The sequence below is a fragment of the Streptomyces megasporus genome (assembly GCF_000718985.1).
Classification (GTDB): domain Bacteria; phylum Actinomycetota; class Actinomycetes; order Streptomycetales; family Streptomycetaceae; genus Streptomyces; species Streptomyces megasporus.
The window spans coordinates 1-24,064 of record NZ_JODL01000032.1 but is presented as its reverse complement, the minus strand read 5'-3'; the positions used below and the strand labels follow the sequence as shown (position 1 = coordinate 24,064).

The window sequence follows — 24,064 nt, the reverse complement described above, 5'->3', positions numbered from 1 at the left end:
GGCTCGGGTGTAGGTGCGGCCCGTCCTTGACCGCACGGCCGCGGCCGTCACGCCACTCCACCACCCTCGACCCCGATCGGCCCGGTCGAGGGGATACCGGTGACGACACGATCGACCGGGATTCGCTCCAAGCGCACGCTTTCGACGGTGGTGATCTCGTCCTTGACGTCGTCCCGCAGATCCTGGCGGGAGTCGTAGATCCCCAGACAGAGCACCATGCCGATCGCCGCGCCGATACCGGCCTTGACGCTGAACTTCCGACCGATCTGCACGACGACCAGGGCTGCCAGAATGAGCGCCAGCCCTTTGTCGGTCCACCCCTGGCCCACGTCCAGCAGGTGGTCGCCCATCTCCTCCAGCGCACCGGCCAATATCATTTCCTCGGTCACCGCGTCACCTTCCTGCTGATCTCCAGACCGGCCTCCACCTCGGCGATCTCCCAGCGGCCATCCCGAGCGGTCAACCGCAGCGCATACGACAGCGGCCACTGCCCGCCGCCGGTATCGCCGGCCGTCACCTGAGCGCGGACCCGAGCCTGGGCCCCGTCTTCGACCGGACGGTCACCGGTGCCATCGGCGGCGCTGACCCGCTCCACCCGGACTGCGGTGTACGGAGCCGAGGGGGCGGCCACAACTGCGCCGGGAGCCAGGTACCGATCCACCCCGCCGTCGCCGCTCAGATATGCCGACAGGAACTCGCGCACCGTCACTTCCAGCGCCGAACCGGGCTCCACGTCGGTGCCGTAGGGCGAGGCGGGCAGCTCGGCCGTCTGCGGCCCGGCCACCTCGGCCGGAGCGGCGGCCACCGCCAGGGCCTGGCGGCCGCCCGGTGACGTCGCATCGTCTGCGGTCATCACCACGGGAACGGTGAAGAACCGAACCGCCGCCCACTCGCCGCTGGCTGTGCCGCTGTTGTCATCCTCGGAGACGTCGGCCGACTCGAACTGGGCCGCGACCGTCACCGACCACGCACGGGAGTGCAGCCGCTCACTGTCCACGGCAGCCACCTGCGTCGCCTTCGGCGGTGCCTCACCCCACTGCGGCAGCTCCACTTTCGGAGCCATCGCCCGCACCGCTTTAGCCGCAGCGCTCTGCGACCCTTGGGATTCCTGGCCGCTGTTCAGCCACAGGCCGACGAACAGCTCCGCGTACCCGGCAGGATCCTTGCCGGGAACTGGCCGCACGGAGGAACTTGAGACAGGCCGTGTCGTCGGGGTGTCGGCCAACCAGGTCGCGGCCAAAGCCAGCGGACCACACAGAACTGCCCCCCAGACTGCGGCCCGCACAACGGCCAGTCGGCCGATGCCCGGCCGAGCACGAGAAGAGTGGCCACTGTCGGGACGCGCAGCGACGCCCGATCCGCGGCCACGACGACGAGCGGCAAACATCCGCGGCTCCTTGGCACACAAGCGAAATCAGGTATGCGGCCACTCTTCGCCCGGCCACTTACCGCACTGCTTGCCGCTGCCACACTGCGGCCGTCACGAGGCCATAACAGGCTCTTCGGTAAGCGGCCACTTCGCCTCCGGTAAGCCTTTCGGTAAGAACCGAGTACCGGCCGTTCCTCCTTGGCCGCGGCTGCTTACCGCAACACCATGTCAGCGATGTGGCCGCACTGACCGCGCGGCCAACACGGAGACGGTCACTTCCACGTCGAGAAGCGGAGCAGAACCCCCGTGGGGGACCCTGGCCGCCCGCTAGAGAGTCAGCGCTCCCCCGCTCTGGGCACCCGGAGGTCCCAACGGCCTCGGCCCATGCCGCAACATCCACAGCAACCCGGCACATGGAGAGCCGCGCCGCGCGTTGCGGGACCTCGAGTTGGCCGAAGCCGGGAAACGAAACCTGCACCACAGACAGGAACAGGGCGTGGCGCCAGCGTCGAGGCGTCACTGCATAGGTGGGTCAACTCGTCAGTGATACGTGGTCTGTGGCCCCTGTGCCGACTGGCCAGCGTGGGCCGGTGGCCGCGTCGCGGCACCACGCATACTGGCGATGCGGTTCGACGGTCAGGCCGTAGTCGTACAGGTCCGGCTCACCCAAGGCCTGCCACTGATCCCACGCGCGTTCCAGCTCCTCGGCTAGGCGCCGGGGCCCTCCCTGGCAGGCGACCGCCTTCTCGTCATCACGCAGGGTCAGGGTGGCCCAGGAAGAATCACCGTCGTGGAGCCATGCATATGCCCCACCATCGCGTGCTGCTGTGCGGATATGCACCTCGGGCAGGGCAACCCGCAGAGCGAACAGCAAGTGCACGTCTTGGTGAAGGCGTTGTATGTCCCGGACGAACGGCCGGTCCGCGTGCTCGGGTAGGCCGGCACTGCGGATCTGTTTCCAGTCCCGGCCGGGATGGACGCCCCGGGTGGGCATGAACTGGGCCAGTCCCTGCACCCAGCCGCTGGCCGACCGTCCGTCCTCGGCGACGGTGAGCGCGACGTGCCCCAGCCGCCCCCAGGGGGTGACGATCCGCCCGCCGGGCCGGGTCTGTTCCACCCAAGCCCACGGCACCTTCTCCACCGCATAGGTGGCGATCACCCGGTCGTACGGGGCGCCCTGCGGCCGACCGGCGGAGCCGTCACCGACTTGCACGGCCACCTCGGCACCCACCGCGGTCAGGCATGCATGGGCTGCGTCGACCAGCTGCGGATCGACCTCGACGCTGACCACCCGTCCTGGACCCGCCCGATAGGCCAGCAGGGCCGCGTTCCAACCCGTGCCGGTGCCCAACTCCAGCACCCGGTGCCCCGGCTCCAACAGCAGGGAGTCGAGCATGTCCACCACGACCGCCTGACAGGACAGACTGCACGACGCCCGGCCGCCGGTGACCTGGGTGACGGTCGGGTCGTCCGGCCCGGCGTAGAGTTCGGCCGCCCACCGGTCCGGGGCGGCCATCCGGTCCACCGGCACATAGACACCGGCGGAGCTGTCCCAGTGCCAGAGCCGGGCGGGGGCGAACAGGTGCCGGGGCAGTTCCTCGACGGCCCGGCGAATCCACGGGGACCGCTCGGGCCACTGGCCGCGGCGCTCCATGGCCTTGGCCAACCGGGCGCGCCGCTCGTCGAGGAACACGATCAGTCCTTCTTGTGCTTGCCGTTGCCCGGAGGCGGGGTGGGTACCTGCCCGTCGGCATTGCCGGGCGGCGGGGTGCCTTGACCGGGATCCGGCTCCGGTTTGCGGTGCTCGCCCATGACAACCTCCTGCGGTCGACGCGACGTTGCCATCGTGGCGCACCCTTCTTCCTATGTCAGGAGAACACTCGGTAGTGACCGGATCGCGTCACGTCATGATGTGTGCGTCGAGGCCATCGCACGCGCGGGGCGCAGGAACGTCCCGCCGACGCATCTCGCGGTTCGCGACGCCTGTGCCCGGCGACGGACGGTCTTGATCGGACTCGGGGCCGCGAAGCGCGGCCCCGAGGTCACAGATCCATCCAGCCGAACCGACCCGTCCGGTCGTCCAGTGCACTCCACACCGCTGCCGACGCGCCGCGTTGCTCCAAGTCCTCCAGCACCGCAGCGCCCAAGGGCACCTCGGCGGCGAACTGCTCGACCAAGGGGTGCTGACGCACCATCGTCTGTAGATCGGCAATGCGCTGGGTCAAGGCGCGTGGCCCGGCCCCGGTGAGAACGAACAGCACCCGTGGAAACACCGGATAACTGCGCTGCCAGGCCGCGGCGACCGTCGGCCTGGAGGTCGCCGCGTGCCGCCCCGAAGGGATGGGGGGCGCGCTGTGGAACCGCGCGTAGGCGATCAGCTTGGAGGCGAGCTGCTCGCTGGACTGGGTGGCTCGATCGACTTCGACGAACGCCCGCAGCAACGCCCGGCTCGGATGAACGCGGGTGTAGCGCAGCAGCGCGTCGGCGACCAGCATGCGCCGGCCGTCGGCGGCCCCGTCGCGGATCGGGTGACTGACTTCGGGGGTCCAGTCCAGTGGGGAAAAGTCGTCGCCGCGGGCCTGGGCGTCGGCGAGAAAGGCCAAAGCGGTGCGCGTGACGGTCAGGGTGTGCAGGCTGCGCATCCCCATCGCGCTTCGACCGGCGCGGTGGGGACGTCGGTCGACGAACTGTGGCCACTGCGCCACGGTGGCTCGCCCCTGGTCGGTCAGGAACCACACGCTGGGGCGGTGGTACAGGTCGATGGAAGCCGCCAGTTCGTTGCGACGCAAGGCACGCAGGCATTTGCGCAGGTACTCCGGGTGCGGCCGAGGAGTGAGCATGCGCAGCAGTTGGACCGTGGTGGCGGCCCGGTGTTGGAACAGGCAGGCGAGGACCTGCTCGCGCACGGGGGCGGTGCGGCGCGGTGCGGTGTCGGCCGCGCTGTGAGGCATCGAGGATCTCCTCCCGGCAGGGCCCGCAGCGCCGTGGCTGCGGAGGTCGCGAGGGCGTGGCACACGGGATGCACCCTCGGTCTCTACCTCACCCGTCGTTCTTACCGAGGCGCTTACCGCCGTCGTCGGGACGGTGTATCGAAGCGGCCACGGTTGCGGTTACCGCCGAGCCACGGGTGCAGCGATCGGAAGGCGCGGCTTACCACGGGTTCGAGACGAGGCGGACAGCACTGATGGCCGGCCCGTGCGGACATCGGTCCGCACGGTGGAGAGGTGGTGAGTCTCTCCGTACCGGCCATCAGGCGGCAACCGGTCCTTATCAGGACGCGAGGTCCTGACGTGCCGGGCTTCGTCATCTCCCGACCGGCTGCCACGTCTTACGGTAGCCGAGCTCTGCGACGCGGCTCGGCGATGGGCAGGTTACGTGCCCTGTCGCTTGGCCGCGGCCTCTTCCAGGCGGCTGCGGCGCCATCTTTTCTGACGTCGTCCCTTGCCGGCCGCGGACGGCACGAGGGCGTCCGGCTCCTCGAGCTCCGGCAGCCGACCGCGGGCGAGGGCACCGTTGAAGCTGTTGGCGCTGCTGTAGCCGAACAGCGGCGCGGCCTGTTCGGCGCTCCAGAGCTCGTCGCCTTCCGTCTGGCCCTCGGACACCAGCCCCAGCCGCCGGCCGACCGCCTGGACGGTCCGCCGCTTCCAGGCCTTGCGCGGGCCTCGACTGCCGGGGACCTCTGCGTCCGGCGTCTCGAGTTCGGGAAGGTTGCCCTGGGACAGCGAGCTGGAGAAGCTTTTGACGCTGCCGAAGTTCAACAGGGCGGCCACTTGCGGTGTCACCAAGAGCTCGTCCGGGTCCCCGTCCCAGGAGACGTCCGGCAATTCGGGCAGCGTGCGCTTGGATCCGGCGTGCCGGCCTCGACCGGGCCGCTTGAGGTCCCAGGCGATGACGGTGAGGAGCTTCCACCGCATGCGGCCGCGGCGACCGCTGGCCGTCGTCGACGTCTCGTCGGGGTCGGGGAAGAATCCCGGTTGGTAGATCGTGCTCTTGTTCTTGTAGCCGAGCATCTCGGCGATCTGCGAGGCGGTGAGCAGGTCGCCGAGTCGGGCCGCGACGTCGTCGTAAGGCCAGTGCTCGACTCCGTTCACGGGGCGCGAGTCCGGAAGCCCGGCGACGCCGTGGCGCCGGCACCACTCGTCGACTGCCCGGGGCTCCAGGCCGAACTCTTCGGCGATCCGGGCGCCGTCCACGAGCTGAGGACTCGCGGGCTGGGACATCGAAACCTCACAAGGGCATGGTGACAGAGGCCACACCGACCCCGGTGCGACAGGTTCAATAATGCCGAAAACCGGGGTGGTGTGTCCAGCCGCACGCGAAAGTCCGCCCTTTCTACTCGGGAATCAGGCAGACTCCGAACGCGGACGCCCGCTCTTCCAGCGCGGCGTAGGCCATGGCCGCTGGCGTGTCGTCCCACAGAGCGAAGACCAGACAACCAATTGCATCACTGCGGTCCTGACCTGTCGTCCCCCAAGGGCTGCCAGCCTGGGCACACCATGCCGCCACCGCGGCGTCGTCCAGATCCTTGCATCGCCGGATCACGTCCTCGGTCATCCGCTGGATGCCCTCGCACCACTGGGCGTGTCCGGCGCGCAACAGGTCCAGCAGCCGGTCGGGGTCGCCGGTGTTCGCGGCCGCCGCAGCCAAGTCGAGCAGGTACCGGGTCGCAATCGAATCCGTCATCGTCGTTCATCCTCCATCGTCTGGACACAGGGCAGGAAGGGTGCCGTACCGGTGGCCGGGTCAGCACAGGGCGCAGGACGCCAGCCCGGCCGACCGCCGGGCCAGATCGACCGCCTTGCGGGGTGGTCGAGCCAGAGCGGCGCGGACCTGAGCCACCAGGGCGTCGAACTCCGGACCGCTGTCGTCGCAGACGACACCGGGGTCGGGAGCGTCGGGGCCGGCGGCAAGGTGGATGAGGTCGTGGATCCGGTAGTCGGGACGGAAGGAGTCGCCGCGAACGGTCTCGACCTCGTCGTACAGGGCGGCCAGCCGCGGCCGCCGCCCGACGGCCAGCAGCAGATCCCGCTTCGATCCGAACACGCAGTACGAGCAGGAGCAGCGGCTGGTGCCAGCCCAGTCCCCGGCACCGGGAACCGAGTCGTACGTCCACGCCCGCAGATCGGGGTGGTCCTGACACCACTCCAGCACCGCCGGGGTGGACCACGTCAGGGCGGGAAGCCACTCGTCGACGACGCGGGCACTGTTGGTCAGCACGTTCCGGTAGGGCACCAGCTTGCTGCGGTCGCGGCTCTCCTCCCGCCGCAGCCCCATCACTTTCAGGATCCGCATCGGCCGCCCTGTCTCCTTCCGATGCCGGGTGACGAACGGGGTCCAAGCTGCGGAGACCACCGATTCCTTCGCGCACTTGGTGCAGTACCGGCTGCCGCGGCGCGGGAAGCGGCCGTAGGCGGCGATCTCGGTGAGCAGCGAGTGCGGCAACCGCCCACCGTCGGGTGCCGGCAGGGTACGGGTGACCTCGATGTGCCGATCGGCGGGCAGGCCGAACGCGGCGCTCTGGCGTGCGGCGAGCTCCGACACCCCCGGCCACCTGTCACCGGCGTAGGTGACCGCCGGCCATTCCAGTAGCCCCAAAGAGGCGTGGTAACTGCGTACCCGGTCGACCACACCGGCGACGCGGGCCGCCTCCATGGTCAGCCACATCATCAGCGCGCTGTCCTTGCCACCGGACAGCTGCGGGGCGATCAGGTCGTAATCGATCAGGTCCGGCGCGGGGGCCTGGGTAACGGTACCGGCGGGCAGGCCGAAGGAAGACACAAGACACCTCCGAAATCGGTCGGGAGAGCAAAGACAGGGGGCGGGCCCGGCCCGCGCCTGCGGGCCGGGCGACGGGACAGCCGCAGACCAGGGGGAGAGTGGTCAGCCGACCGGTAAGGCCACGAGGCGGCCGACGTGGGCGGCCCACTCCTTCTCGAAGCGCTTCTGTTGCTTGTCGCGGACGTAGGCCGGGGCCGTGACCAGCAGCTCCTCCACGGTCGGCAGGACGTCGCGGCGGTGGCGCAACCAGGTGCGCACCATGCCATGGGCGGGGTCCGTCTGGACGGAAAGACCATGGCGGGCGGAGGCAGTCTCCAGCCGGCGCCCCACCTGGGCCCGGGTGCCGAGGGCGAGTTGCTGCACCGACCGCAGGGCCGGGGCGCGGCGGGCGGGGTTGTCCTTGGCCACGGGCAGGATGCGCCGCACCCGGTACAGCGCCCACGGGCAATCCAGTTCGCGTGCGAAGGCATCCAGCACGGGCCGGTCGGCCGGGGCGGCCGGGTCGAACCGCTCCAGCAGGCTGCTGACACCGAACAGTTTCGCGTTGGGATTGAGGCAGGTGGCGACGTACTCCAGGCGCAGCACCCGCCCGGCGATGTCGGGGAAGGCTCGCATCCGCTGCAGGTTGGCCTCCATCGCGCCCATGGAGATCGGGTAGCAGCAGAACCAGCAGTAACTTTTGCGCCAGCGGACGCCGAACCGCTGGTGCAGGTATTCCTCGCAGTCCCGTCGGCCCCAGCCCCACTCAATCAGCGGGAACCGGCCGGTGCGCACCGGGCTGTCGCCGGCTGCGGCGTCCCGGACTGCCCGGCTCGCCTCGTCGGCGTTGAACCCCATCAGCTGCACGAACGGCCGGCCGCCCGTGGCGGTGGGGATCCACCGATCACCGACGCTGCCCTTGGCGCGAATGCTGCACCGCCGAACACCCCCTTGCTGTGGGACGGTGCCGTTGGCCTCCATCTCGTCCCACAGCGTCCAGGCGCCGCGTGCGATCAGCCGCTGCGGGGAGCGGGAGTCGTCCAGGACCTCGATCCCGGCCCGGTCGGATTGACCCGCTCGCGCGAGCTGCACCAGTCGCACCCCGTGCTCGCGCAGCAGCGGCAGCATGTGCCGCTCGGCGTCGGCCAACGTATCCGGCCACTCGTTCCCAGTCGCCATGTGGACCACGGCGGTGCGGTCCAGGTCCACGCCGTGTGCGGCGGGGTCCTCCAGGATGCGGGCGATCATCGCGGTGGAGTCCACGCCCAGCCCCCAGTTGACGACGGTGTCCACGGTGCCGGGCAACTCCAGACCGGGCAGCGTGGCGTGGAGCGCGGTCATGACACGGTTCCCAGTGCTGCCGGGAGAGCGGCGGGCTTGGGGTACGGAAGAGAGGCCAAGGCGATACGGACGGCGGTGCGCTCGGCGCGGGTGCGGCCGATCCGCAGGGCGTACCGGTAGCAGCCCGGGTGTCGACGGCGGGTGGCACCGACCTCGTTCAAGGCCTGGGCGAGCCAGACACGAGGAGATTGACCCCGAGCCCGGGCCCGGGCCCCGAGGGCGACCAGTCTCCGCTCGACCGCCGCGGCCCCCTGTTCACCCCCGGTCGCCTTGGCCGCGGACCGGGCGGTGAGCGCCGTCCCGTCCGGCAGCAGGATCTGGGTGCGGGACGTGGAACGGCCCAGGTGCTCGAACCCCAGCGCCTGGTACACCACCCCTGCGTGACCTGGGGTTATCAGGTGGGTGCCATGGGCGGTGCGACGGCGGTACGGCATCGGGTCGGCGAAGGTGACGATGCCGCGCACGCCTTGGGCGGCGGCGTGCCGGAACGAGGCCGCGCAGAACCACGACTCGCCGTTGGCCGCCACCTCATCCAGCAGACACAGCCGCGAGAAGTCCAGTGACTCCGCAACCGGTTCCAAGCCGGGGAAGACGTTGGTGAGGGCGCGCCTATTCATCGGGACGGACAGCACCATCACGCCGACCATTCGGCCGGGCAGGCCGCCGGTGGCAGGGTGGCGGACGTCGACCATGGCGTAGCGGAACACGGCCGGCGGCAGTCCGGTCAGGTAGTGGTGGGCTTCCAAGAACGCCCGCACCGGCTTGTCCTCGGCAAGTGGGACGACCTCGTAGCGGTCGGGGTCGAAGCCGCCGTCGTGGCGATGCCGCCAGGTGTGACGGCCCAGACTCCAACGCTGTGCCCAGTCACCATCGAACAGAGCGTCCTGTCGCATGCCGCTCACCGGGCCCTCCCCGCTGCGTGCAGCAGTTCCGCCACCTGCTCCCGCCAGGCCAGCGCGTACCGCAGACAGTTGCCCTCGTGGGAGTGCGTGGGGGAGCAACCCGGTTCGTGCGTGCCGGAGACGCTCCAGGCCAGCGAGTCCGCCGACACCACGCCGCCGGACACACACGGCACCTCGGCCAGCAGCCGCAACCCTGTGATCTTGAAGCCGAACGCGTGCAGCCGCAGCCCGGCCCTGGCGAGGTCGTCCAGCAGCAAACAGACCCGCACCACATTCGGCCGCCTGCAGATACTGCCCACTCCGACCACCGGCTCAGCGGTCAGGTCGATCCCGGCCTCGTGGTAGAGGTCGATGCAGCGCAAAAACTGGTGGTGGGTCCAGCCCTGAAGGACCGGGATCACCCGAACACCCCGCAGCATCGCCCGCAACTCCAACACCGAGGCGACGGTGCGCTCCTGGTGCTCGCGCACACTCAACCCGGTGCGGGCGATCATCTCCGGCTCACACATCCAGTCCTGCGGCGCCACCATCTCCAACCGGCCGACCTCCTGGTGGCAGCGGGCCACCATCTCGGCATAGGCGTCGGCCGGGGTGCGCCAGGTGCCGTACAGCGACAGCTCGCTGAACCCGCCGGAGTCCAACATCCACGGGCCCAGTGCCTTCGGCAGGGTGCGACGCCTGGCCAGTCGCCGGTAGGACACGCACAGCGGAACATCGGTGTGGGCCAGCCACGACGGCTGGTGTGTGCCGAGCCAGAACCGCGGCACGGCAGGGAAGGCTTCTGTCTCTACAGTGGACATGCCGATCCTCATCTCGTGTTGCGACGGAAGGGGATGGGTGATGGGCGGCGTGCCGGGGGTTGCGGCCCCGGCACGCCGCACGCTGGGGTGATGCAGGCGCGCCGGACAGGGCGTGCTGGGGTCAGCGGGTCGGTGGGGTCGATGCCCGACCGGGGTGGTCGGCCCGGCTCTGCGGGGTGATCAGGGACTCCACCGCGGCGAAGGCGTCGCGCCAGGCGGCCAGTTCCTTCGCGCAGGCCACGAGCCGGTCGCGGTGGGCGTACAGCTCCCGCCGTTCGGCGAGGGCACGCTGCGCGCCGTTTCCATCGGCCAGCGTGTCGGTACAGGCCACCAGCACGTTGGGCCCCAAGTCCCAGACGATGGCGTTGACCGCGCAGCAGGCCGCGGCGAGCGGGTCGATCTCGCCCATGGACCAGCCGTAGTGCCGAGGGTCGCGGCCCGCTTCGCGCAGGTGCTGAGCCAAGGCGCGGAACAGCCCTCCGGTGCCGGCGGCGGGTTCGTCGAACCACTGCCCCGGTTTCAGGTCCTCCCCGGTGCCCAGGGTGAAGCGGGCCATGACGGCGGCGATGTCGGGCGGGGTGTGGTACTCGCCCAACACCTGCCGGGCGCCATGGGAGCGCAGCCCCGTCAGCACGGTGCCCAAGAGGTCGACGTCGCAGCGCCACAGCGGTTCCGGGTTGCCGGTCAGCTCCAACTGCCCGTCCTCGAGGGCGGCGTGGGCCACGGCGTACACCGCGCGCAGACGCCGGGCGTCCGGCTCCTGTTCCAACCAGGTGTGCAACGGGGTGGCCCAGTGGACCAGTTCGGGGCGGCGAATCCACTGCATCGCCCACACCCGCTCCAGCACCTGCCACAGCTCCTCGGGTTTCAGGGCCAACAGGTGGGCGGCGACGTCGGGGCCGTGATGCGGCTGGGATATCTGGGCCAGGGTGGCGACGACTCCCAGAGGGATGCCGTGGCCGCTGTCGGTGGAGGCGTGGTGCCAGGCGCGGACGACGCGTTCGGTGATGCGGTCGGCCAGGCGCCGGGGAGTGAGGCCGCGTGCGGCGCGACGGGTCCGCGCCTGGTGGGAGGTCGCCGGGGACGGAATCGTGGCGGGGCGCGGGCCCGGTCGGGGTTCGGCAGAGGGCTGGGCGAACAGGTCGAGCTGATCCATCACGGACCTCCGGAAGGAAAACAGGTCGGGGTGTCTCGATGCCGGGGGAGGGAGAGCGGTCGTACGGGCCGCCGGGGGCCGGTGACCGGGCGGCGCAGCCGGCCCCACCGGGCATCCGTTACCGGGGTTCGTCAGGCCCGCCGCTCGCTGCTGTCGGTGGTGTTCAGGGCCTTGCCGTCGACGTCGACGTACAGCGGCACCGTGCCGTCGGGCTGGACGATCCGGTCGTCGGCCTCGTCGGTGAGAATCCACACCGCCACGGCTCGCATGCGAGGGTCGAGCTGGGCGAGCACCAGCACTCCGCCGATTTCGACGCCGCGCAGAGTGCCGCTGTGGGGGTCGGTAACGGCGCGGAAGACCGCGCTGCGGTTGGCCTGCTCGCACCAGATCGTGTCGGGAAACCGGTGGGGGAGGGCCACGAGGTGGGTCCGACCGCGCTTGCCGATCTCCTCGACGTACAGGCGGTAGCCCTCGTCGCCGCGTTCACCGCCGGGCCCGTAGTAGAGCCGGACGGCCTCGCGGTCGTCGACGGGCGGCCGATCGGGGATGCCTTCGTTTCCGAAGACATTGCCCCAGGAAGCGCGGACGTGGTCGGCGAGGGCGGACATGGCCGAGCCCTCATCGGCCCACAGCGTGACTTCGACGGTGCGGCGGTCCCAGCGACGCAGCATCCACACGCGGCCGGTCGGCTTCGGGGGAACCAGGGCCGTCACGGCCGGGGAAGGGGATCGCCGAGCGGCGTCCTCGACGGCCTCCGCGGTGAGGATCGCGTGGCGCGCACGATCGAGCACCTCCAGTTGTCGGCTGGTCAATTCGGCTGAACGCGTCGGCCACCTGCTGCGGGGTGCTGTCGGCGTCACCGAGCGGCTGACCGATGCCGTTCCACTCCCCGAGGCCGTCGGTGGGGAGCTTGTGGTGGAAGTGCCAACGCCCGGTGGCCTGGTAGCCGAAGCTGGCCGCGTAGGGGCCGTTGTGGAAGTCCTCGCGGTCGTAGACCACGAAGTGGTCGTACGGGCCGATTCGGAGAGTGCGCGCGTCCCATCCGCCCAGTCCCAGCACGTGCTCGACCGCTCGACACCGTCGGTACTGATCGCTCAGGTGGGTGGTGTCTCGGTGGCTCATGGCGTCGTCGGCCTCGGCCTGGCTGCGGGCACCCAGGGGCCAGAAGCCGCTGGCGTACTTCTCCGCGACGCTCGCGGTGTCGGGGTCCGGGCCGGGGTGGGGCAGAGGTGCCCGCCACACGGTCACATCCGGTGGCAACTGGTCGCCGGGCCAGGTCGGCTCTTCCCAGTGGTGTTCGACGCCGGTCGGCGTGCCTTCGGGGCTGGTGCGGACGATGGTGTGAAGGACGCGGCCACGGAAGTCGGACACGGTGGATCTCTCCTTTCGGGCAGGGGGCACCGCGCCCCAGACATCGGGGGTCGATTGGGGGGCGGTAAAGCGGAAAGAGGGCGGGTGTGATGCCTGGGCCGGTCAGCAGGGCACGGCCCAGGGGCGGCGTCGGGGCCGGGGTGCGGTGATGGCCGCCCAGTCCGCGAGCCGTTCCGGGTCCTCCCACTCGGGTGGGGCGGTGGGGGCGTGGTCCGGCTTGGCCGGGTCGCTCGCCCTCACCGCCGGGGCCTTCGCCGGGGTGGCCGGGGCGGGCGCGGTCACCGTGGCCGGCGGTGTCGTCTGTGTGGCCAGGGCCGGAGGCACGGCGCTCTCGGCGTACGCGATGCGTTGTCGGAGACTGACGGCGGCGTCGCCGCCTTCGAGGTCGTCGGCGTCCAGGAACAGCTTTTCTCCGCGGATGGCGAGCTTTCCGGTGACGACCACGTCCACTCCGTCCTGGAGGGCTTCCGCGGCGTTCTCGGCGAGCCGCCGCCACAGGGTGCAGATCACGAACAGTGGCGCGGCGTCGTACCAGCGTCCGGCTTCGCGGTCGTACTCTCGCCGGATGGTCGCGAGACGGAACCGGACGACCGGCACTCCTTTGCCGGGAGTGAAACGCAGCTCCAGGTCCCCGTGGACAGTGCCCCGGAAGGTGGCCGTGGTCTCTCCAGCCATATACGCCTCCGTTGCTGACGAATCGTTCGGCGGTGTCGGGCGGCACCACCCGCCCGACGCATTCAATAATACCGACTAACGGGGGTGTGTCATCCGAATTTCCCGAGTTGCAATCAAGGGGCGAAGGAGGAAGGGGCCTCTCCATTCCCCGGCCGCCCGCTCTCGCGAGCCGCACGCCGCCTGTCGCGCAAGCGGCGCAGACCGTTGACGGTGATTGGGTCGATCGCCAGAGCCTCGACGTTGTCGAGCAGAGCGTTGAGCAACTGGTAGTACCGCGCAGGGGAGATGCCCAACTGCTCGCGGATGGCCCGCTCACGCGCACCGGGACCGGGGAAGGGCCGTCCGGCCAGGGTGAGAACGGTTCGTATGCCGATCTTGTGGAGTGTGGTCAGGTCGATCGGCTCGGGCCGCGTCGACGCGGACTCCTCCACGAGCTCCTCGACGGCGGGGGTGGGCCGATCGGCCGCCGCCGCGGCGGTGAGGTCGGTCTCCATTCGAAGCCTCCTTTCTCACGCTGGGTGGGCCTGTGTGCCGGTGCGGCAGGGACGCTTTTCGGCCGGTCCCTGCCGCACCGGCGGGGGCCGTCCTACCGGTCGGGGGTGTCGGTGTTGCGACGGAAAGGCGGGGACGGCTACCTCAGGACCTGGCAGCAGGACGCGGGAATGCCGGTCAGCTCGTGCCGCTTCACGTCCCAGCCGATGCCGGGGCGGTGCTGTCGCAGCATCTCGGTCGACGCCTCGTTCAGCAGGACGGTCACGTACCGGGTGCGCTTCTGCACGATGCGCGTGATCTCGCCCTGCATGTTCTCCAGGTACTTGGGCCTGATGTTGGTTATGCGCACCCGCGCTCCCTCGGTGACCGCTGCGGCCCGTATGGCCTGCAACGTCTCCTGACGCCCCTTGAGGGTGGTGATGATGCGGGACACGTCGGTCTCGCCGGCCCGGTTGGCGATGTAGTCGATGACCTGATCGATGGTCGTTTCGTTCTTGGGCATGGGGTTCTCCCTCCTGAGATGCGCGGTTGGCGCGGTGGTGCGGCCCGTGACCGGACAGGCCGGAGGTGTTCCCGGTTCGGGCCGGTCGTGGTGAACGGCGAGGCGGGTCGGCGGGCCGGAGCCGGGCGTTGTCGACTCCGGCCCGCCGGACACAGGGGTCGGTCAGGTGGTCTTGCGGTCGTTCTTGCGGTGCCGGGCGACGGCCATCTCCTCGACCTCGGAGAGGGTGTAACCCAGGGACTCCAGCAGCAGCAGCCACCGGGCCTGATCGCCTCTCAGTCGTGCCCACGCTTTGTTTTCGCGCAGGTCGTGTTCATAGGCGGCGGCGACGTGAGCGAACAGCGCATGCCATTCCTTGGCCCGGCTCACCTGCCCGGCCAGGTCCACGGCGTAGACGGTCGCGTCGTCGGGCACCTTGATGCCCAGGAATCGGGCCACGTCGCCGGTGCCGCCCTTGTTGACGAAGTCGCGGTAGGCATAGGGGATGCGCAGCACGCTGCTCAGCGTCAGCTTCCGGGCCTCCTCCGGGAGCGTCTTGCCCTGGCACAGCGTGGCGACGAAGTTCTTACGGACCTCCCGCGCGGCCCTCCACGCCTTGTTGCAGGCGATCACCCGGCGACGCTCGGCCGCCTCCTCCGGACTGAGCGGCTTCTTCGGCTTCTTCGCCTCGGGGCGCAGCTTGTGGCCGTACTGGGCCGGGTCGGCGCAGTGCCACACCGGGCGGTGCTCCTCGTCCAGCCGGGCGCTGTGACCGGGACACGTTTTGTGTCGCGTCTCGTCCAGCGGAGCGCCCAGCGGCGTGGTGAGCTGTGACAGCGGCCGGGAAGGGTCCTTCTCCCAGTCGTGGTACTTCCGCAGCAGCGGGATACCGGCCTCGGCGAGTGCCTTCTCGGCTGCCGCGCGGGCCTCACGGTCGGCGAGCTGCTGCCGGAGCCGGGCCATAGCGTGGTCCCAGTGGCCCCGGCCGCCCTTGCCCTCCTCCTCGTCGGCCGCCTTCGCCTGCTCCAGCACCCATCGGGCGTTGGGCAGATCGCCGACCTCGGCCAAGTCGGCCATCTGCTCCAGGTCCATGCCCTCGGCCGTCGCGCTGCGCAGCTCGGCGTCGCTGAGCTTGGCCGCCTTGCGGGCGGCCTTGGCCGCGCCGGGGGGCAGATTCAGCGCCTTGGTGGCTCGACGCTGCTCGACCTCGCTCATGTCCACCAGCGTCAACTCGATCGCCTTGAGCGTGTCCCGCTCGGTCATCTGCTCGCGTCGGGCGTTCTCGGTGAGCGACAGCATCCGCGTCCAGCCGTCACGGCCCACCAGGTCCTCGCGCACGATTGCGGGGATCTTCCGCTGCGGCCTGCCGTCGGCCTCGGCGGTGGCGTTGGCCTGCTGCTGGGCCTGGGTGCGTCGCCACCCCTTGAACACCCCATAAGTGCCGTCCGGTCGGGGCCGCACACTGACGGGCTCCTCCACCCCGATCTCCTTGACCGAGGCGAGCAGATCGGCGTCCGGTCCGGTGTCGGTCTCGCGGGCGTTGCACTCGTCTCGAACCAGCAGGGCGGGGTCGAGGTAGACGATGGTGCGCTCGCTGTCGGAGGTATCCACCGGGGACTTCTTCGACGGCTTCGCGGGTGCGGTGCGGGGCTTGGTGGCCGTGGCCATCAGTGCCTCCTTGGGGTTGGGACGATCTTTCGGCGGTGTCGGGCGGCACCACCCGCCCGACGCATTCAATAATACCGACTTAAAGGGGTGGGGCAACCGAATTTCCCCGGCCACCCCACCCCGCGCAGGTGTCGGTCACCCTCCCGCGCCCGGGACCTCCGATGGGCACGGGGCGCGCAGCTCGGGGCCAGCCGTGGTGTCCTGGAACGGGGACACGTCCGGAACCGTGTCGAACAGAGCCTCCACGACCTGGCGGGCAGTGCGCCACTCGTCATTCCAGTAACCGTCACTGCCAATGACGAAGGCGGCAGGGGCGAGCATGTGGCAGCGCAGCAGAACCGCGGACACAGCGATGTCGTACGGCTGCCGAGCAGTCTTGCAGAAGCTCCACGCAAACCCCTGCTCTGCGTACCGCTGAGCGCCGTAGGGGTCGACGGCGGGATCGGGCGGCTCGGGGTCCAGAACGAACGATTCGTAGTGATAGGGGCGGCGGCCGTTGAAGTGGATGATGCGCTCGGTGACCTCCGGCTCCTCGGAACCGAACGGGCCAGCGAGACTCACGGCGCCGGAACGGACGGTGTCAAGGATGCGGCGTGTGTCGACGACCATCTGCGGCCAGGCCGTACGGAAAACGGCTGTGCGCGGCGCGTAGGCGTAGTAGTGGGTGTACCCCACGGCTTGATCCCTCCTGATGAGAGTCGGGGTGACCGTGCACCGGGAGAGAGACATCCCGGCGCACGGCGAGGGCGGGCAGATCAGTCCCTGGCGCGGTCCCAGCGAGGCGCGCACCAGACGCACGCGAGGATCGGGCGGTCCCCGCCGCGCGGGCGTCGGATGACACCGACCGGGACGGTGCCGGGGACTCCGCACCCCAGGCATCGCCGGTCGTACGGCAGAGTGGCCGGGGAGGACCGGGGGGCCTGGGCTGCGGTCGTGCGGTGGTGCCGCATGCGGGCCTCCCTTGGCGGAAAGGGCGTCTCCTGAACTATTGCCGGATGTCAAGAGGCAGTTACAGCAGGTCGGAGGCGCGGATGACGGTCGGGTCCGCCAGCAGCACACCCAGGGTGGCGCGCACGGCCGCGCGGGTCTCCGGTGAGACTTCATCCCAGCCCAGATCGGCGGCGGCCCGGTCGATCACCGCATCGGTGTAAGCCTCGGTCGGCTGGCGCGTCGCGTCCGGGCGCTCGTGCTGGGCTCCCCAGCGGAGCAGATGCAGCGCGATGACAGCCGCCTTGCGGGCGCGGTTGTAGGTCACCGCCTCCAGGCTGGACGCGTTCGGCATGGCCTTGCGTGCGTCCGGAGGGAGAGCGGGGCGGGCTCCAAAGGGGCGGCTGCCGACGATGACGACGGCGGGGCGGGGAACGGGCAGGGTGCTCAAGGCTCGGCGCAGCATGCCAGAGAGCATGGGATCTCCTCGTTGACGGTTTTTCGGCGGTGTCGGGCGGCACCACCCGCCCGATGCATTCAATAATACCGACTAAGGGAGGTGGGGCAACCGAATTTCCCCCGGTCGCCCCACCCCTCGGGCGTCACCTGCGGTGGACGACGGCAACGGCGCCGCCCTCGGCGCGGCCGGGGCGCGTCACCGGAAAGCGGCCTTCATCCGCTTTCCGAGCGCCTCGAACCGGGGCCGGTCGACCCGCCGCGCCATGCGTGCGGCCAGATCCGTCAGGTACGCGGCCTGAGCCTCGGTCAGTCCGAGGGTTTCGCCTTCCTCGTCGGCTCCCCCCGTGAACACGACGGGACCGAAATAGATCTGCGGAATCTCCCCCAGCATGTGCAGGGCCATCATGGACGCGACCGGGTTCGGTTCGCACTCATAGAGCCCGTCGTCGTTGATCCACATATCCAGGCTGGGGCGGCACCGCAGGACGTCGAACCGGCCGCCGACCCGCTGCTGAAGCGAGGTGTGGGTCGGCGGGGAAAGAGTTATGACGTCAGCGCTTCCGTCCTCCTCGACCAGAATGGCGCGCAGTCCCGGCGCTTCGACCTCGGAGGGCCTGTGGGGCACGGGGAGAAAGTCGGGCATGGAGAATCCTCCCTGTCGACGGTCTTTCGGCGGTGTCGGGCGGCACCACCCGCCCGACGTGATCAATAATACCGACTAAAGGGGGTGGGGCAACCGAATTTCCCCCGGTCGCCCCACCCCTCGGGCGTCACCTGCGAAAGGGTGTTGGGCGGATCTACCGCCAGCGCTCCATGCCGGACAGGGCGCGCAGTACGATTTCGGCTTCGTCCGGCGTGAGCCCGACCAAAGCGAGGTTGACCGACTCCCCGTGCCGCTCGATCTCGGCGGTGGCGTGCGGAACGAGGAAGCCGAGCCTGGGGCGGCCCTCGAAGCTGACCGTGGTGGTCGACCGGCGTTCCTGGCTGACGCGGGTGTCCAGTGTGCCCGGCAGGGCCTCGATCAGCCGGGTGGTGACCATTTCGCGGGCGGCTTGCTCGGCGCTGCGTCGGGCAACGAGGTCGTTCAACTGCTGGAGGGTTTGGGCATGCAGGGGGAGCAGGCGGCGGCGGATGTGGTCGGCCAGGTGCCGCGGGCCGTGGCGATGGGAAACGCTGATACTTGGGGTGCGAACCGCGGGGAATTCTCGGGCCGCCTCGGGCAGGGTCGCGGTCACCCTTAGCCTGTCCGGCTGATGGAAGCGGACGAGAATGCATCGGCCTTCGTCGTCGACGATGCGCACCGTGTCCCTGGCGTACTTCGGGAACGGCTCGGCGCGGCTGTTGGGTCCGAGGTAGGGAGCGGCCTGTTCGGCCAGAGACAGCAGAGCGGCGCCGACCATGAAACCTCCTCGTTGCCGGTCTTTCGGCGGTGTCGGGCGGCACCACCCGCCCGACGTGATCAATAATACCGACTAAAGGGGGTGGGGCAACCGAATTTCCCCCCACCCTCGTACGGCGAAGGTCACGAGCGGCGGGCAGGGCGGATGGCGCGGGCGATATCGGTAGCGACCTGCTCAACGGTGCACTCCTCGTCGCGGCCAGGGCGCGGGCGGGGCTCGGCCACGGCCTGGACGGCGTTGACGAACCGGTCGAACAGCTCGTCATCCTCGGCAAGCAGGTGGATGACGGCGAGGATGGCGGTGGACGTGGCGACCATGCGGGGTGCTCCTTGCGTGGGAGGCGAAGATGGGCCTGATGGTGTGCCGAGGGCCGGGAAGGGGCCGGCCCTCGGTCGGCGTGCTCCTAAGAGGGACCGACCTGGAGGTCAGGAAGTGGTCAGGGATTGCGGCGCGCGGCGCGCTTGCGGAGGCGCAGGGTGCCGATTTGCAGTCCCAGCCGTTCACCGTCGGTGAAGCGGGAAAGCTGCCGTTCCATGCGGGCGAGGTCACGCTCGGAAAAATCCTCGACCGTTCCGGCGCGTTGGAGTTCGCGAGGAAGGGCCAGGGTCACGGTGGCGCCGACCTTGGGGTCCCCGGCGCGGTACCACCACACTTTGTAGCCGCACGAAGGATCAGAGCCGAACAGATCCAACACAACGCCTTTGCGGCGGGCCTGGGGCTCGTTGTGCTTGACGGGGCGGCCCCATACGACGTCGCCCGTGTCGTAGGCGTGGGCAGCGGACATGGTCACCTCTCTGTGCTCAGGGCATGGCGGGCCGGGGTGGGTGGCGAGCTGCTGCTGTACTCCGGTCCGGGGTGGTCGAAAGGGTGGGCTCCGCGGTGAGGACATGGCCGGTGTCAGCCGGAAAGCGGTCGTCGGTCGACCGGGGCGGGAGGGAAGCCGCGGAGCTGAGCAGTGGGGCGGGCACGTGTCGACTAGGTGAACGTGCGGGCCGGTGCCCGGCCCAGGGAGTGCTTGGGGGAGCGCTTGACCTGGGCCGGGAGTCGTGGCCGGGGTCAGGTGGTGCGGCGGTCGCTGGTCGGCCGGGGCAGGGGGATGCCGGCGGCGTACGTGACGAACGGATCCAGCGGCATCGTTCCGCCGGTGTCGGGGTCGGTGGCGTACATCCGCATTACCTCGTCGCGGGAAAGGGGGCGTATCCATCCATCCTCGACGCTCCACGCGCGCACGGTCGGGCCGATGGTCTTGCCGCTGCGCATGACCATGCCTCCGTACCGCACGGACGACCCTTCAAGGCCGATGGCCAAGGCGGCGCGCAACTCGTCGATCCCTGCCCGGTCCGTCAGGACGGCGGCAAAGGGACCGAATCGCCACACCCTGGCGTGAGCGTGGGCGGTCAAGGTGTCGCCGGTGACAGTGACCGCTCCGTAGGTCAGACAGTGACCACCGGGACCGGCGGTGGTCAACAGACGGGTCAGTAGGCGGCGGGCGTGGGCGACTTCGGGGTACGGGGCTCCGGTGGGGTTCTGCACGACTTCTCCCTTCCTTCCGTGTCCTCCGGGCGGGGGTTGGCGGGGTGGCCGAACCGCGTACTGAGCGGCGCGGCCACCCCCTGGACGCGGCCGGTCAGTCGGCGGGCTTGTGGTGAGGCGGAAGGTTGCCGCGCGCGGTCAACTTCAGTCCGGTGCGTCCGCACGCGCAGTCCCCAAGGGTCTTGCCATGGAGGTGGGCGAACTTCGCTCCCAGGTGCCTGGTGGCGGGCGTGCGGACGGTGCCGGGCTCGGGGGTCCTGTTGGTGCAGGGATCGGCAGGCATAGGTTGCCTCCTCGTATGCGGAGGGGTACTGGTGGGCGGCCCGACCCAGGGAGCGCGGGGGGAGGGGAGCGCTCGACCTGGGTCGGGCCTGGGACCGGCGGTGCGGCGCGTCCGTGACCGGGCCGCACCGCCGGGGACAGGGCAGAGGTCAGGCGGCTGCGGCGGCTGCGGTGAGCGCGGGCAGCGCCAGGGCCTCAAGGTCGTGGGCGGCGTCGCCGTCGGGGAGCGTCTGCGCGGTGGCAGTGATCGCGTGCATGACGCCCCCGGCGGTGGGCTGACCACCCTTGATGAAATGCGACAGGATCGCGTCCTTGACCGTGTTGGGGATGCCCAGCTTCTTGGTCACCACTTCCACGGTCTTGGCCGGGTCGGTGATCTCCTTGCCAGCGTCGCGCTCGATCTCCCGGAGCTTGGTCTCGACGTAATCGGCCGACAGGAACGTCTGCACCGCGTCGGTGGTCTTGGACGTGACCAACTCCAGCATCTTCCGCTGCGTGGACTCCGACCAACGGATGACGCCCTCGTCCTGCTTGCTACCGAGGTGGACGGCGCGCACGACGTCCTTGGTCATCGTCAACCCGTTGCGGCACACCTGGACGACCGCACGGGGGGTGATGGTGAACGCGCCCCCACCGGTCTCGCTGTTGGTGATCACGAAACCGGCCGATACCATCGGCAACTCGTCGCCGGTCTGCCCGGTGAACGGGCTTCGGTAGCCCTTCAGCAACTCTCGGGCGGCCACCTGGATGGCCTCGGACTCCACCCGAACGATCATCCGCCGGTCGGTCAGGTCGCAACTGGTGACCTGAACCGGGTGGCCTGCGCGTCGCACTCCTTCCAGGGCGGCCAGCAGGATCTCAAGGTTGTCGATCACCTTGTAGCTGTCCGACAGGAAGGCACGGGCCACACCCTGACCGGGGGTCCCGTCCGGCCCGGTGTCGCCTCGGAAGGTCCGCACCATGAAACGGCGTTCCGGGTCCTTCTCCAGCCACCCGCAGACGTTCATGTCGTACAAGTCCGGGTGCTCGGCGCGCATCCGGCGCAGGTACCCGACGGGGATGCGCAGCTTGTCGGCAATCCCCTCATCCGCGACGGCGGTGGGCACGTAGGTGCCGTTGGGTTCGGTAACGCCGTCCTCGGACAGGACCGGCTGAACACCCCGGATGATCAGATTTCCGCCCTGGGCGGTGAGCTTGGACGCGGGAGCGATGATGTCCAGCTTCCGACCCTGCTGCGCCTGGAGGATGGTTGCCAGGTCCTCCAAGGTGGCGTTACGGGCACCGGTGGCGGTGATGGCGCGGTCGGCGTGCTGCAACAGTTCCTGAGCCACGCGGGCTTTCCTCTCGTTTGACGGGCTTTCGGCGGTGTCGCCGGGGCACCACCCCGGCGACCGTCCTTGGGGGCTCTCCCCTTTGGACATGTTCAATAATACCGACTGACGGGGTTGGGGCAACCTCTTTTCTCGCGGTCTCCCACCTGCGCAAACGCACGGCCGTACAGGTGGGGTCGGCCTACCGGTGAGCGTGGTTGCTGTCGTGCTGCGGGGGCCGGCCTGCCGGTGCGCGGGCTGGCGGCCGTCGGGGGTACCGGGAGACTTTCGGCACCCCCGACGGCTCCGGCTTCGGTCACTGGTTCCCGTACGGGAGACGGTACTCGGGAAGGGGCGTGATGCTCTGGTCGCGTGCGTCGAACAGAACGTGAACGTATCGGCCGTCGACTAGCTTGCTGAGACGGTAGTAGGTGCGGGGGGTGCCCCTGGTGCTGAGGGTCTGCTCAATACCGGTGACCCAGTAGCGGCCGTGGCGCTCGGGAAGTGTGCCGTGGTACTCGACCCGCTGACCGAGCTGCGGCTGATCCGGGTTGCCGTGCCTCGCTGCCCGAACCAGGGACACGAGCGCACTCAACGGGCGCTTGATGTCCTCAGCCGGTAGCGGCACATCGGCAAGCGCGGGGCCGGTCTGCCCGCTGCGGACCCCCATCACCCAACCAACGGCGAACAGTCGGCGAGCGATAGCTCGCGCTTTGACGGTGAGGGGCGCGGCGAAAGTCTTCTCGACGGCGCGGAAAGCGTCGGTGAGCTGCTCGTCTTCGTGCTCGGTGACTCCCTGCGGTGTCACCTGGGGCTCCTCGGAGGTAATGCGCGTCGTCTCGGGCGTGTTCACAGTGGTTTTCCCCTCTGGCTCGGATGGAGTGGATTGAAGGGGGGCCGCCCGCTCGGGGCGGCCCCTGCGGGATTACGCCAGTCCTCGACTCCTGAGCCAGAAACAGAACCGGGCGGCCACTTGGCGGGCGTTCAGGGAAGTACCGCGCATGACGCACAGCAAGCGCGGCCCGGTCTCGCTCTCGTGCACTACGTTGAATTCAAACCCGGACGTTACCGGCATCATGAAAACGATCGGTCCGGCCTGGGTTTCGACGCGAATTCCGGTGTAATTCTCGTCCCGGTTGTGAACGATACGGGACTTCTCCACCAGGGCAGGGAAGGGAAGGTTGTTCGCGATACGGCGGGCCATCGCGGCCTGGGGCGTCTCCAGCCGTTCGGGGAAGATGAGCGGGCGGACCCTGCCGTCGGCGACAACGATTTCAGCGGGCATGTGCACCCTTTCGCTTGACGAATTTCGGCTTTGCCTCCGGGGCACCACCCCCGGCGACGTGTTCAATAATACCGAAAGAGCGACCACTGTCCAACCCCTGCACCGAAAGTGACTCGGCGTGTTCTCGCAACCGCCCATCGCTCCGCCCGCCTGGTTGTAATAGGGATTGCAATAGAGGTTGCAACAAGGGTTGCAATAGAGGTTGTGTCACACACAGTGAAGCGCATGCATATCCGCTGATCAGACCCTCTTTTGATGCATGGTAGGAATCCCAACTTCTCTCCGTGCGCCTCCTATCGCCTCTCCTGGACAACAGGAACGGGTCGGGCGGTGCGTCTGCTGCGTCGAATCGGTGACGCTGCGCTGTGCATGTCCACGCGCGGGCGGACGGCCCGCGCGTGCGCAAGTGCGGCCGGTCCCTCGCTTTGCGGGGGTGGTGTGTTTTCCCAGACTCTGCACAGCGATGCATCATTACGTGAGGGAACCCGCCAACTCCCCTGATTCGGTGCCCTCGCGACTGTCCGTCACTCTCGCCCACCACCCCGCTCCTTCCTTGCCGTAGCCGGCCCGGACCTCACCTCTACGTGCGTGCTGACGGCCGGTCATCCGCACCGCCTCGGGCCCGATTCCGGGGGTGGAGCGCAGCGGAACCCCTCGGCCCGCAGCGCGGGCCGTCCCTCGCTCGGGGCGAGCACAGCGAGTCCCGAGCGGCCCCGAAGGGCGGGCAGGGGCGAAGCCCCGCACCGCCCGCAGGGGCGCGGTGCGCGCAGCGCACCGCCAGCGCCCCCGCGGAGCGGGGGCGCAACACCCGCGCGCAGCGCGGGTGTTCGCTGCCTGCGCGCGCAGCGCGCAGGGG

28 protein-coding genes are annotated in these 24,064 nt (G+C 69.7%); all 28 read right to left on the bottom strand.

All coding sequences use genetic code 11. The annotated features are described in order from the left end of the window. Window positions 1-47: 47 nt before the first annotated feature. The 28 genes from IF47_RS0123120 to IF47_RS0122985 all read right to left on the bottom strand — a co-directional run bounded on the left by IF47_RS0123120 (window position 48) and on the right by IF47_RS0122985 (window position 23,208). Entirely contained in the window at window positions 48-389 is a 342-nt protein-coding gene (locus IF47_RS0123120; RefSeq protein WP_051718138.1) for a hypothetical protein, read from the bottom strand. Next, window positions 386-1,183, bottom strand: a complete 798-nt coding sequence (locus IF47_RS0123115; RefSeq protein ID WP_157840026.1) for a conjugal transfer protein — start codon at window positions 1,181-1,183, stop codon at window positions 386-388. Before IF47_RS0123115 ends, IF47_RS0123120 begins: the two co-directional genes overlap by 4 nt. Before the next feature lie 718 nt (window positions 1,184-1,901). Beyond that, on the bottom strand, window positions 1,902-3,062 hold the full coding sequence (locus IF47_RS0123110) for a methyltransferase domain-containing protein (protein WP_051718136.1): 1,161 nt from the start codon (window positions 3,060-3,062) through the stop codon (window positions 1,902-1,904). Between the two features lie 349 nt (window positions 3,063-3,411). Then, window positions 3,412-4,320, bottom strand: coding sequence for a replication-relaxation family protein (locus IF47_RS0123100; protein WP_051718135.1), 909 nt, complete (start codon window positions 4,318-4,320; stop codon window positions 3,412-3,414). Window positions 4,321-4,740: 420 nt separating this feature from the next. Then, window positions 4,741-5,589, bottom strand: coding sequence for a hypothetical protein (locus IF47_RS0123095; RefSeq protein ID WP_157840025.1), 849 nt, complete (start codon window positions 5,587-5,589; stop codon window positions 4,741-4,743). Window positions 5,590-5,701: 112 nt separating this feature from the next. After that, a complete protein-coding gene (locus IF47_RS0123090; RefSeq protein ID WP_051718133.1) occupies window positions 5,702-6,052 on the bottom strand; it encodes a hypothetical protein in 351 nt (116 codons plus the stop codon). A 60-nt stretch (window positions 6,053-6,112) separates the two neighbouring features. Next, entirely contained in the window at window positions 6,113-7,147 is a 1,035-nt protein-coding gene (locus IF47_RS0123085; RefSeq protein WP_245641204.1) for a phosphoadenosine phosphosulfate reductase, read from the bottom strand. Between the two features lie 102 nt (window positions 7,148-7,249). Next, on the bottom strand, window positions 7,250-8,467 hold the full coding sequence (locus IF47_RS0123080; protein WP_031510889.1) for a hypothetical protein: 1,218 nt from the start codon (window positions 8,465-8,467) through the stop codon (window positions 7,250-7,252). Next, a complete protein-coding gene (locus IF47_RS30860) occupies window positions 8,464-9,360 on the bottom strand; it encodes a Mom family adenine methylcarbamoylation protein (protein ID WP_483855129.1) in 897 nt (298 codons plus the stop codon). The genes IF47_RS0123080 and IF47_RS30860 overlap by 4 nt, the downstream gene beginning before the upstream one ends. A gap of 5 nt (window positions 9,361-9,365) precedes the next feature. After that, a complete protein-coding gene (locus IF47_RS0123070; protein ID WP_051718147.1) occupies window positions 9,366-10,169 on the bottom strand; it encodes a deazapurine DNA modification protein DpdA family protein in 804 nt (267 codons plus the stop codon). Window positions 10,170-10,290: 121 nt separating this feature from the next. Next, window positions 10,291-11,325 (bottom strand): N-6 DNA methylase, encoded by a 1,035-nt coding sequence (locus IF47_RS28925; protein WP_051718131.1) that lies wholly within the window; start codon window positions 11,323-11,325, stop codon window positions 10,291-10,293. 131 nt (window positions 11,326-11,456) lie between these two features. Next, complete coding sequence (locus IF47_RS0123060; RefSeq protein ID WP_157840024.1) at window positions 11,457-11,933, bottom strand: hypothetical protein; 477 nt, start codon at window positions 11,931-11,933, stop codon at window positions 11,457-11,459. Between the two features lie 10 nt (window positions 11,934-11,943). After that, the gene (locus tag IF47_RS30855) at window positions 11,944-12,696 is read right to left on the bottom strand and encodes a hypothetical protein (protein ID WP_157840023.1); all 753 of its coding nucleotides are present in this window, start codon (window positions 12,694-12,696) and stop codon (window positions 11,944-11,946) included. A gap of 102 nt (window positions 12,697-12,798) precedes the next feature. Continuing rightward, window positions 12,799-13,371 (bottom strand): single-stranded DNA-binding protein, encoded by a 573-nt coding sequence (locus IF47_RS28920; RefSeq protein WP_051718129.1) that lies wholly within the window; start codon window positions 13,369-13,371, stop codon window positions 12,799-12,801. A 113-nt stretch (window positions 13,372-13,484) separates the two neighbouring features. After that, a complete protein-coding gene (locus IF47_RS0123050; RefSeq protein ID WP_051718146.1) occupies window positions 13,485-13,763 on the bottom strand; it encodes a DUF3263 domain-containing protein in 279 nt (92 codons plus the stop codon). A gap of 239 nt (window positions 13,764-14,002) precedes the next feature. Next, window positions 14,003-14,365, bottom strand: coding sequence for a hypothetical protein (locus IF47_RS0123045; protein WP_031510882.1), 363 nt, complete (start codon window positions 14,363-14,365; stop codon window positions 14,003-14,005). A gap of 162 nt (window positions 14,366-14,527) precedes the next feature. After that, window positions 14,528-16,012, bottom strand: coding sequence for a ParB/RepB/Spo0J family partition protein (locus IF47_RS0123040; protein ID WP_031510881.1), 1,485 nt, complete (start codon window positions 16,010-16,012; stop codon window positions 14,528-14,530). Window positions 16,013-16,147: 135 nt separating this feature from the next. Continuing rightward, window positions 16,148-16,687 (bottom strand): hypothetical protein, encoded by a 540-nt coding sequence (locus IF47_RS0123035; protein WP_031510879.1) that lies wholly within the window; start codon window positions 16,685-16,687, stop codon window positions 16,148-16,150. Between the two features lie 334 nt (window positions 16,688-17,021). After that, window positions 17,022-17,417: a hypothetical protein gene (locus IF47_RS0123030; RefSeq protein ID WP_157840022.1), complete on the bottom strand. Its 396-nt coding sequence runs from the start codon at window positions 17,415-17,417 to the stop codon at window positions 17,022-17,024. Window positions 17,418-17,594: 177 nt separating this feature from the next. Next, a complete protein-coding gene (locus tag IF47_RS28915; protein ID WP_051718128.1) occupies window positions 17,595-18,041 on the bottom strand; it encodes a DUF3846 domain-containing protein in 447 nt (148 codons plus the stop codon). Between the two features lie 154 nt (window positions 18,042-18,195). Beyond that, window positions 18,196-18,798, bottom strand: a complete 603-nt coding sequence (locus tag IF47_RS0123020) for a hypothetical protein (protein WP_051718127.1) — start codon at window positions 18,796-18,798, stop codon at window positions 18,196-18,198. A 122-nt stretch (window positions 18,799-18,920) separates the two neighbouring features. After that, window positions 18,921-19,115, bottom strand: a complete 195-nt coding sequence (locus IF47_RS0123015; protein ID WP_031510873.1) for a hypothetical protein — start codon at window positions 19,113-19,115, stop codon at window positions 18,921-18,923. A 119-nt stretch (window positions 19,116-19,234) separates the two neighbouring features. Further along, complete coding sequence (locus IF47_RS30850; protein ID WP_157840021.1) at window positions 19,235-19,582, bottom strand: DUF6409 family protein; 348 nt, start codon at window positions 19,580-19,582, stop codon at window positions 19,235-19,237. A 272-nt stretch (window positions 19,583-19,854) separates the two neighbouring features. Further along, window positions 19,855-20,331 (bottom strand): hypothetical protein, encoded by a 477-nt coding sequence (locus tag IF47_RS0123005; protein ID WP_031510870.1) that lies wholly within the window; start codon window positions 20,329-20,331, stop codon window positions 19,855-19,857. Window positions 20,332-20,425: 94 nt separating this feature from the next. Continuing rightward, complete coding sequence (locus IF47_RS0123000) at window positions 20,426-20,614, bottom strand: hypothetical protein (RefSeq protein WP_031510869.1); 189 nt, start codon at window positions 20,612-20,614, stop codon at window positions 20,426-20,428. Window positions 20,615-20,762: 148 nt separating this feature from the next. Beyond that, window positions 20,763-21,944, bottom strand: a complete 1,182-nt coding sequence (locus IF47_RS31665; RefSeq protein WP_245641203.1) for a DUF932 domain-containing protein — start codon at window positions 21,942-21,944, stop codon at window positions 20,763-20,765. 295 nt (window positions 21,945-22,239) lie between these two features. Further along, on the bottom strand, window positions 22,240-22,776 hold the full coding sequence (locus tag IF47_RS28910; protein WP_051718126.1) for a hypothetical protein: 537 nt from the start codon (window positions 22,774-22,776) through the stop codon (window positions 22,240-22,242). Window positions 22,777-22,848: 72 nt separating this feature from the next. Beyond that, entirely contained in the window at window positions 22,849-23,208 is a 360-nt protein-coding gene (locus IF47_RS0122985; RefSeq protein ID WP_031510866.1) for a hypothetical protein, read from the bottom strand. Window positions 23,209-24,064: the final 856 nt, after the last annotated feature.

Bases quoted from the DNA above. Each gene is read 5' to 3' on its own strand.
- IF47_RS0123100 (WP_051718135.1), bottom strand. From the start codon at position 4,320: ATGCCTCACAGCGCGGCCGACACCGCACCGCGCCGCACCGCCCCCGTG.
- IF47_RS0123095 (WP_157840025.1), bottom strand. From the start codon at position 5,589: ATGTCCCAGCCCGCGAGTCCTCAGCTCGTGGACGGCGCCCGGATCGCC.
- IF47_RS0123090 (WP_051718133.1), bottom strand. From the start codon at position 6,052: ATGACGGATTCGATTGCGACCCGGTACCTGCTCGACTTGGCTGCGGCG.
- IF47_RS0123080 (WP_031510889.1), bottom strand. From the start codon at position 8,467: ATGACCGCGCTCCACGCCACGCTGCCCGGTCTGGAGTTGCCCGGCACC.
- IF47_RS30860 (WP_483855129.1), bottom strand. From the start codon at position 9,360: ATGCGACAGGACGCTCTGTTCGATGGTGACTGGGCACAGCGTTGGAGT.
- IF47_RS0123070 (WP_051718147.1), bottom strand. From the start codon at position 10,169: ATGTCCACTGTAGAGACAGAAGCCTTCCCTGCCGTGCCGCGGTTCTGG.
- IF47_RS28925 (WP_051718131.1), bottom strand. From the start codon at position 11,325: ATGGATCAGCTCGACCTGTTCGCCCAGCCCTCTGCCGAACCCCGACCG.
- IF47_RS0123060 (WP_157840024.1), bottom strand. From the start codon at position 11,933: ATGTCCGCCCTCGCCGACCACGTCCGCGCTTCCTGGGGCAATGTCTTC.
- IF47_RS28920 (WP_051718129.1), bottom strand. From the start codon at position 13,371: ATGGCTGGAGAGACCACGGCCACCTTCCGGGGCACTGTCCACGGGGAC.
- IF47_RS0123045 (WP_031510882.1), bottom strand. From the start codon at position 14,365: ATGCCCAAGAACGAAACGACCATCGATCAGGTCATCGACTACATCGCC.
- IF47_RS0123040 (WP_031510881.1), bottom strand. From the start codon at position 16,012: ATGGCCACGGCCACCAAGCCCCGCACCGCACCCGCGAAGCCGTCGAAG.
- IF47_RS0123030 (WP_157840022.1), bottom strand. From the start codon at position 17,417: ATGCTCTCTGGCATGCTGCGCCGAGCCTTGAGCACCCTGCCCGTTCCC.
- IF47_RS28915 (WP_051718128.1), bottom strand. From the start codon at position 18,041: ATGCCCGACTTTCTCCCCGTGCCCCACAGGCCCTCCGAGGTCGAAGCG.
- IF47_RS0123020 (WP_051718127.1), bottom strand. From the start codon at position 18,798: ATGGTCGGCGCCGCTCTGCTGTCTCTGGCCGAACAGGCCGCTCCCTAC.
- IF47_RS0123015 (WP_031510873.1), bottom strand. From the start codon at position 19,115: ATGGTCGCCACGTCCACCGCCATCCTCGCCGTCATCCACCTGCTTGCC.
- IF47_RS30850 (WP_157840021.1), bottom strand. From the start codon at position 19,582: ATGTCCGCTGCCCACGCCTACGACACGGGCGACGTCGTATGGGGCCGC.
- IF47_RS0123000 (WP_031510869.1), bottom strand. From the start codon at position 20,614: ATGCCTGCCGATCCCTGCACCAACAGGACCCCCGAGCCCGGCACCGTC.
- IF47_RS0122985 (WP_031510866.1), bottom strand. From the start codon at position 23,208: ATGCCCGCTGAAATCGTTGTCGCCGACGGCAGGGTCCGCCCGCTCATC.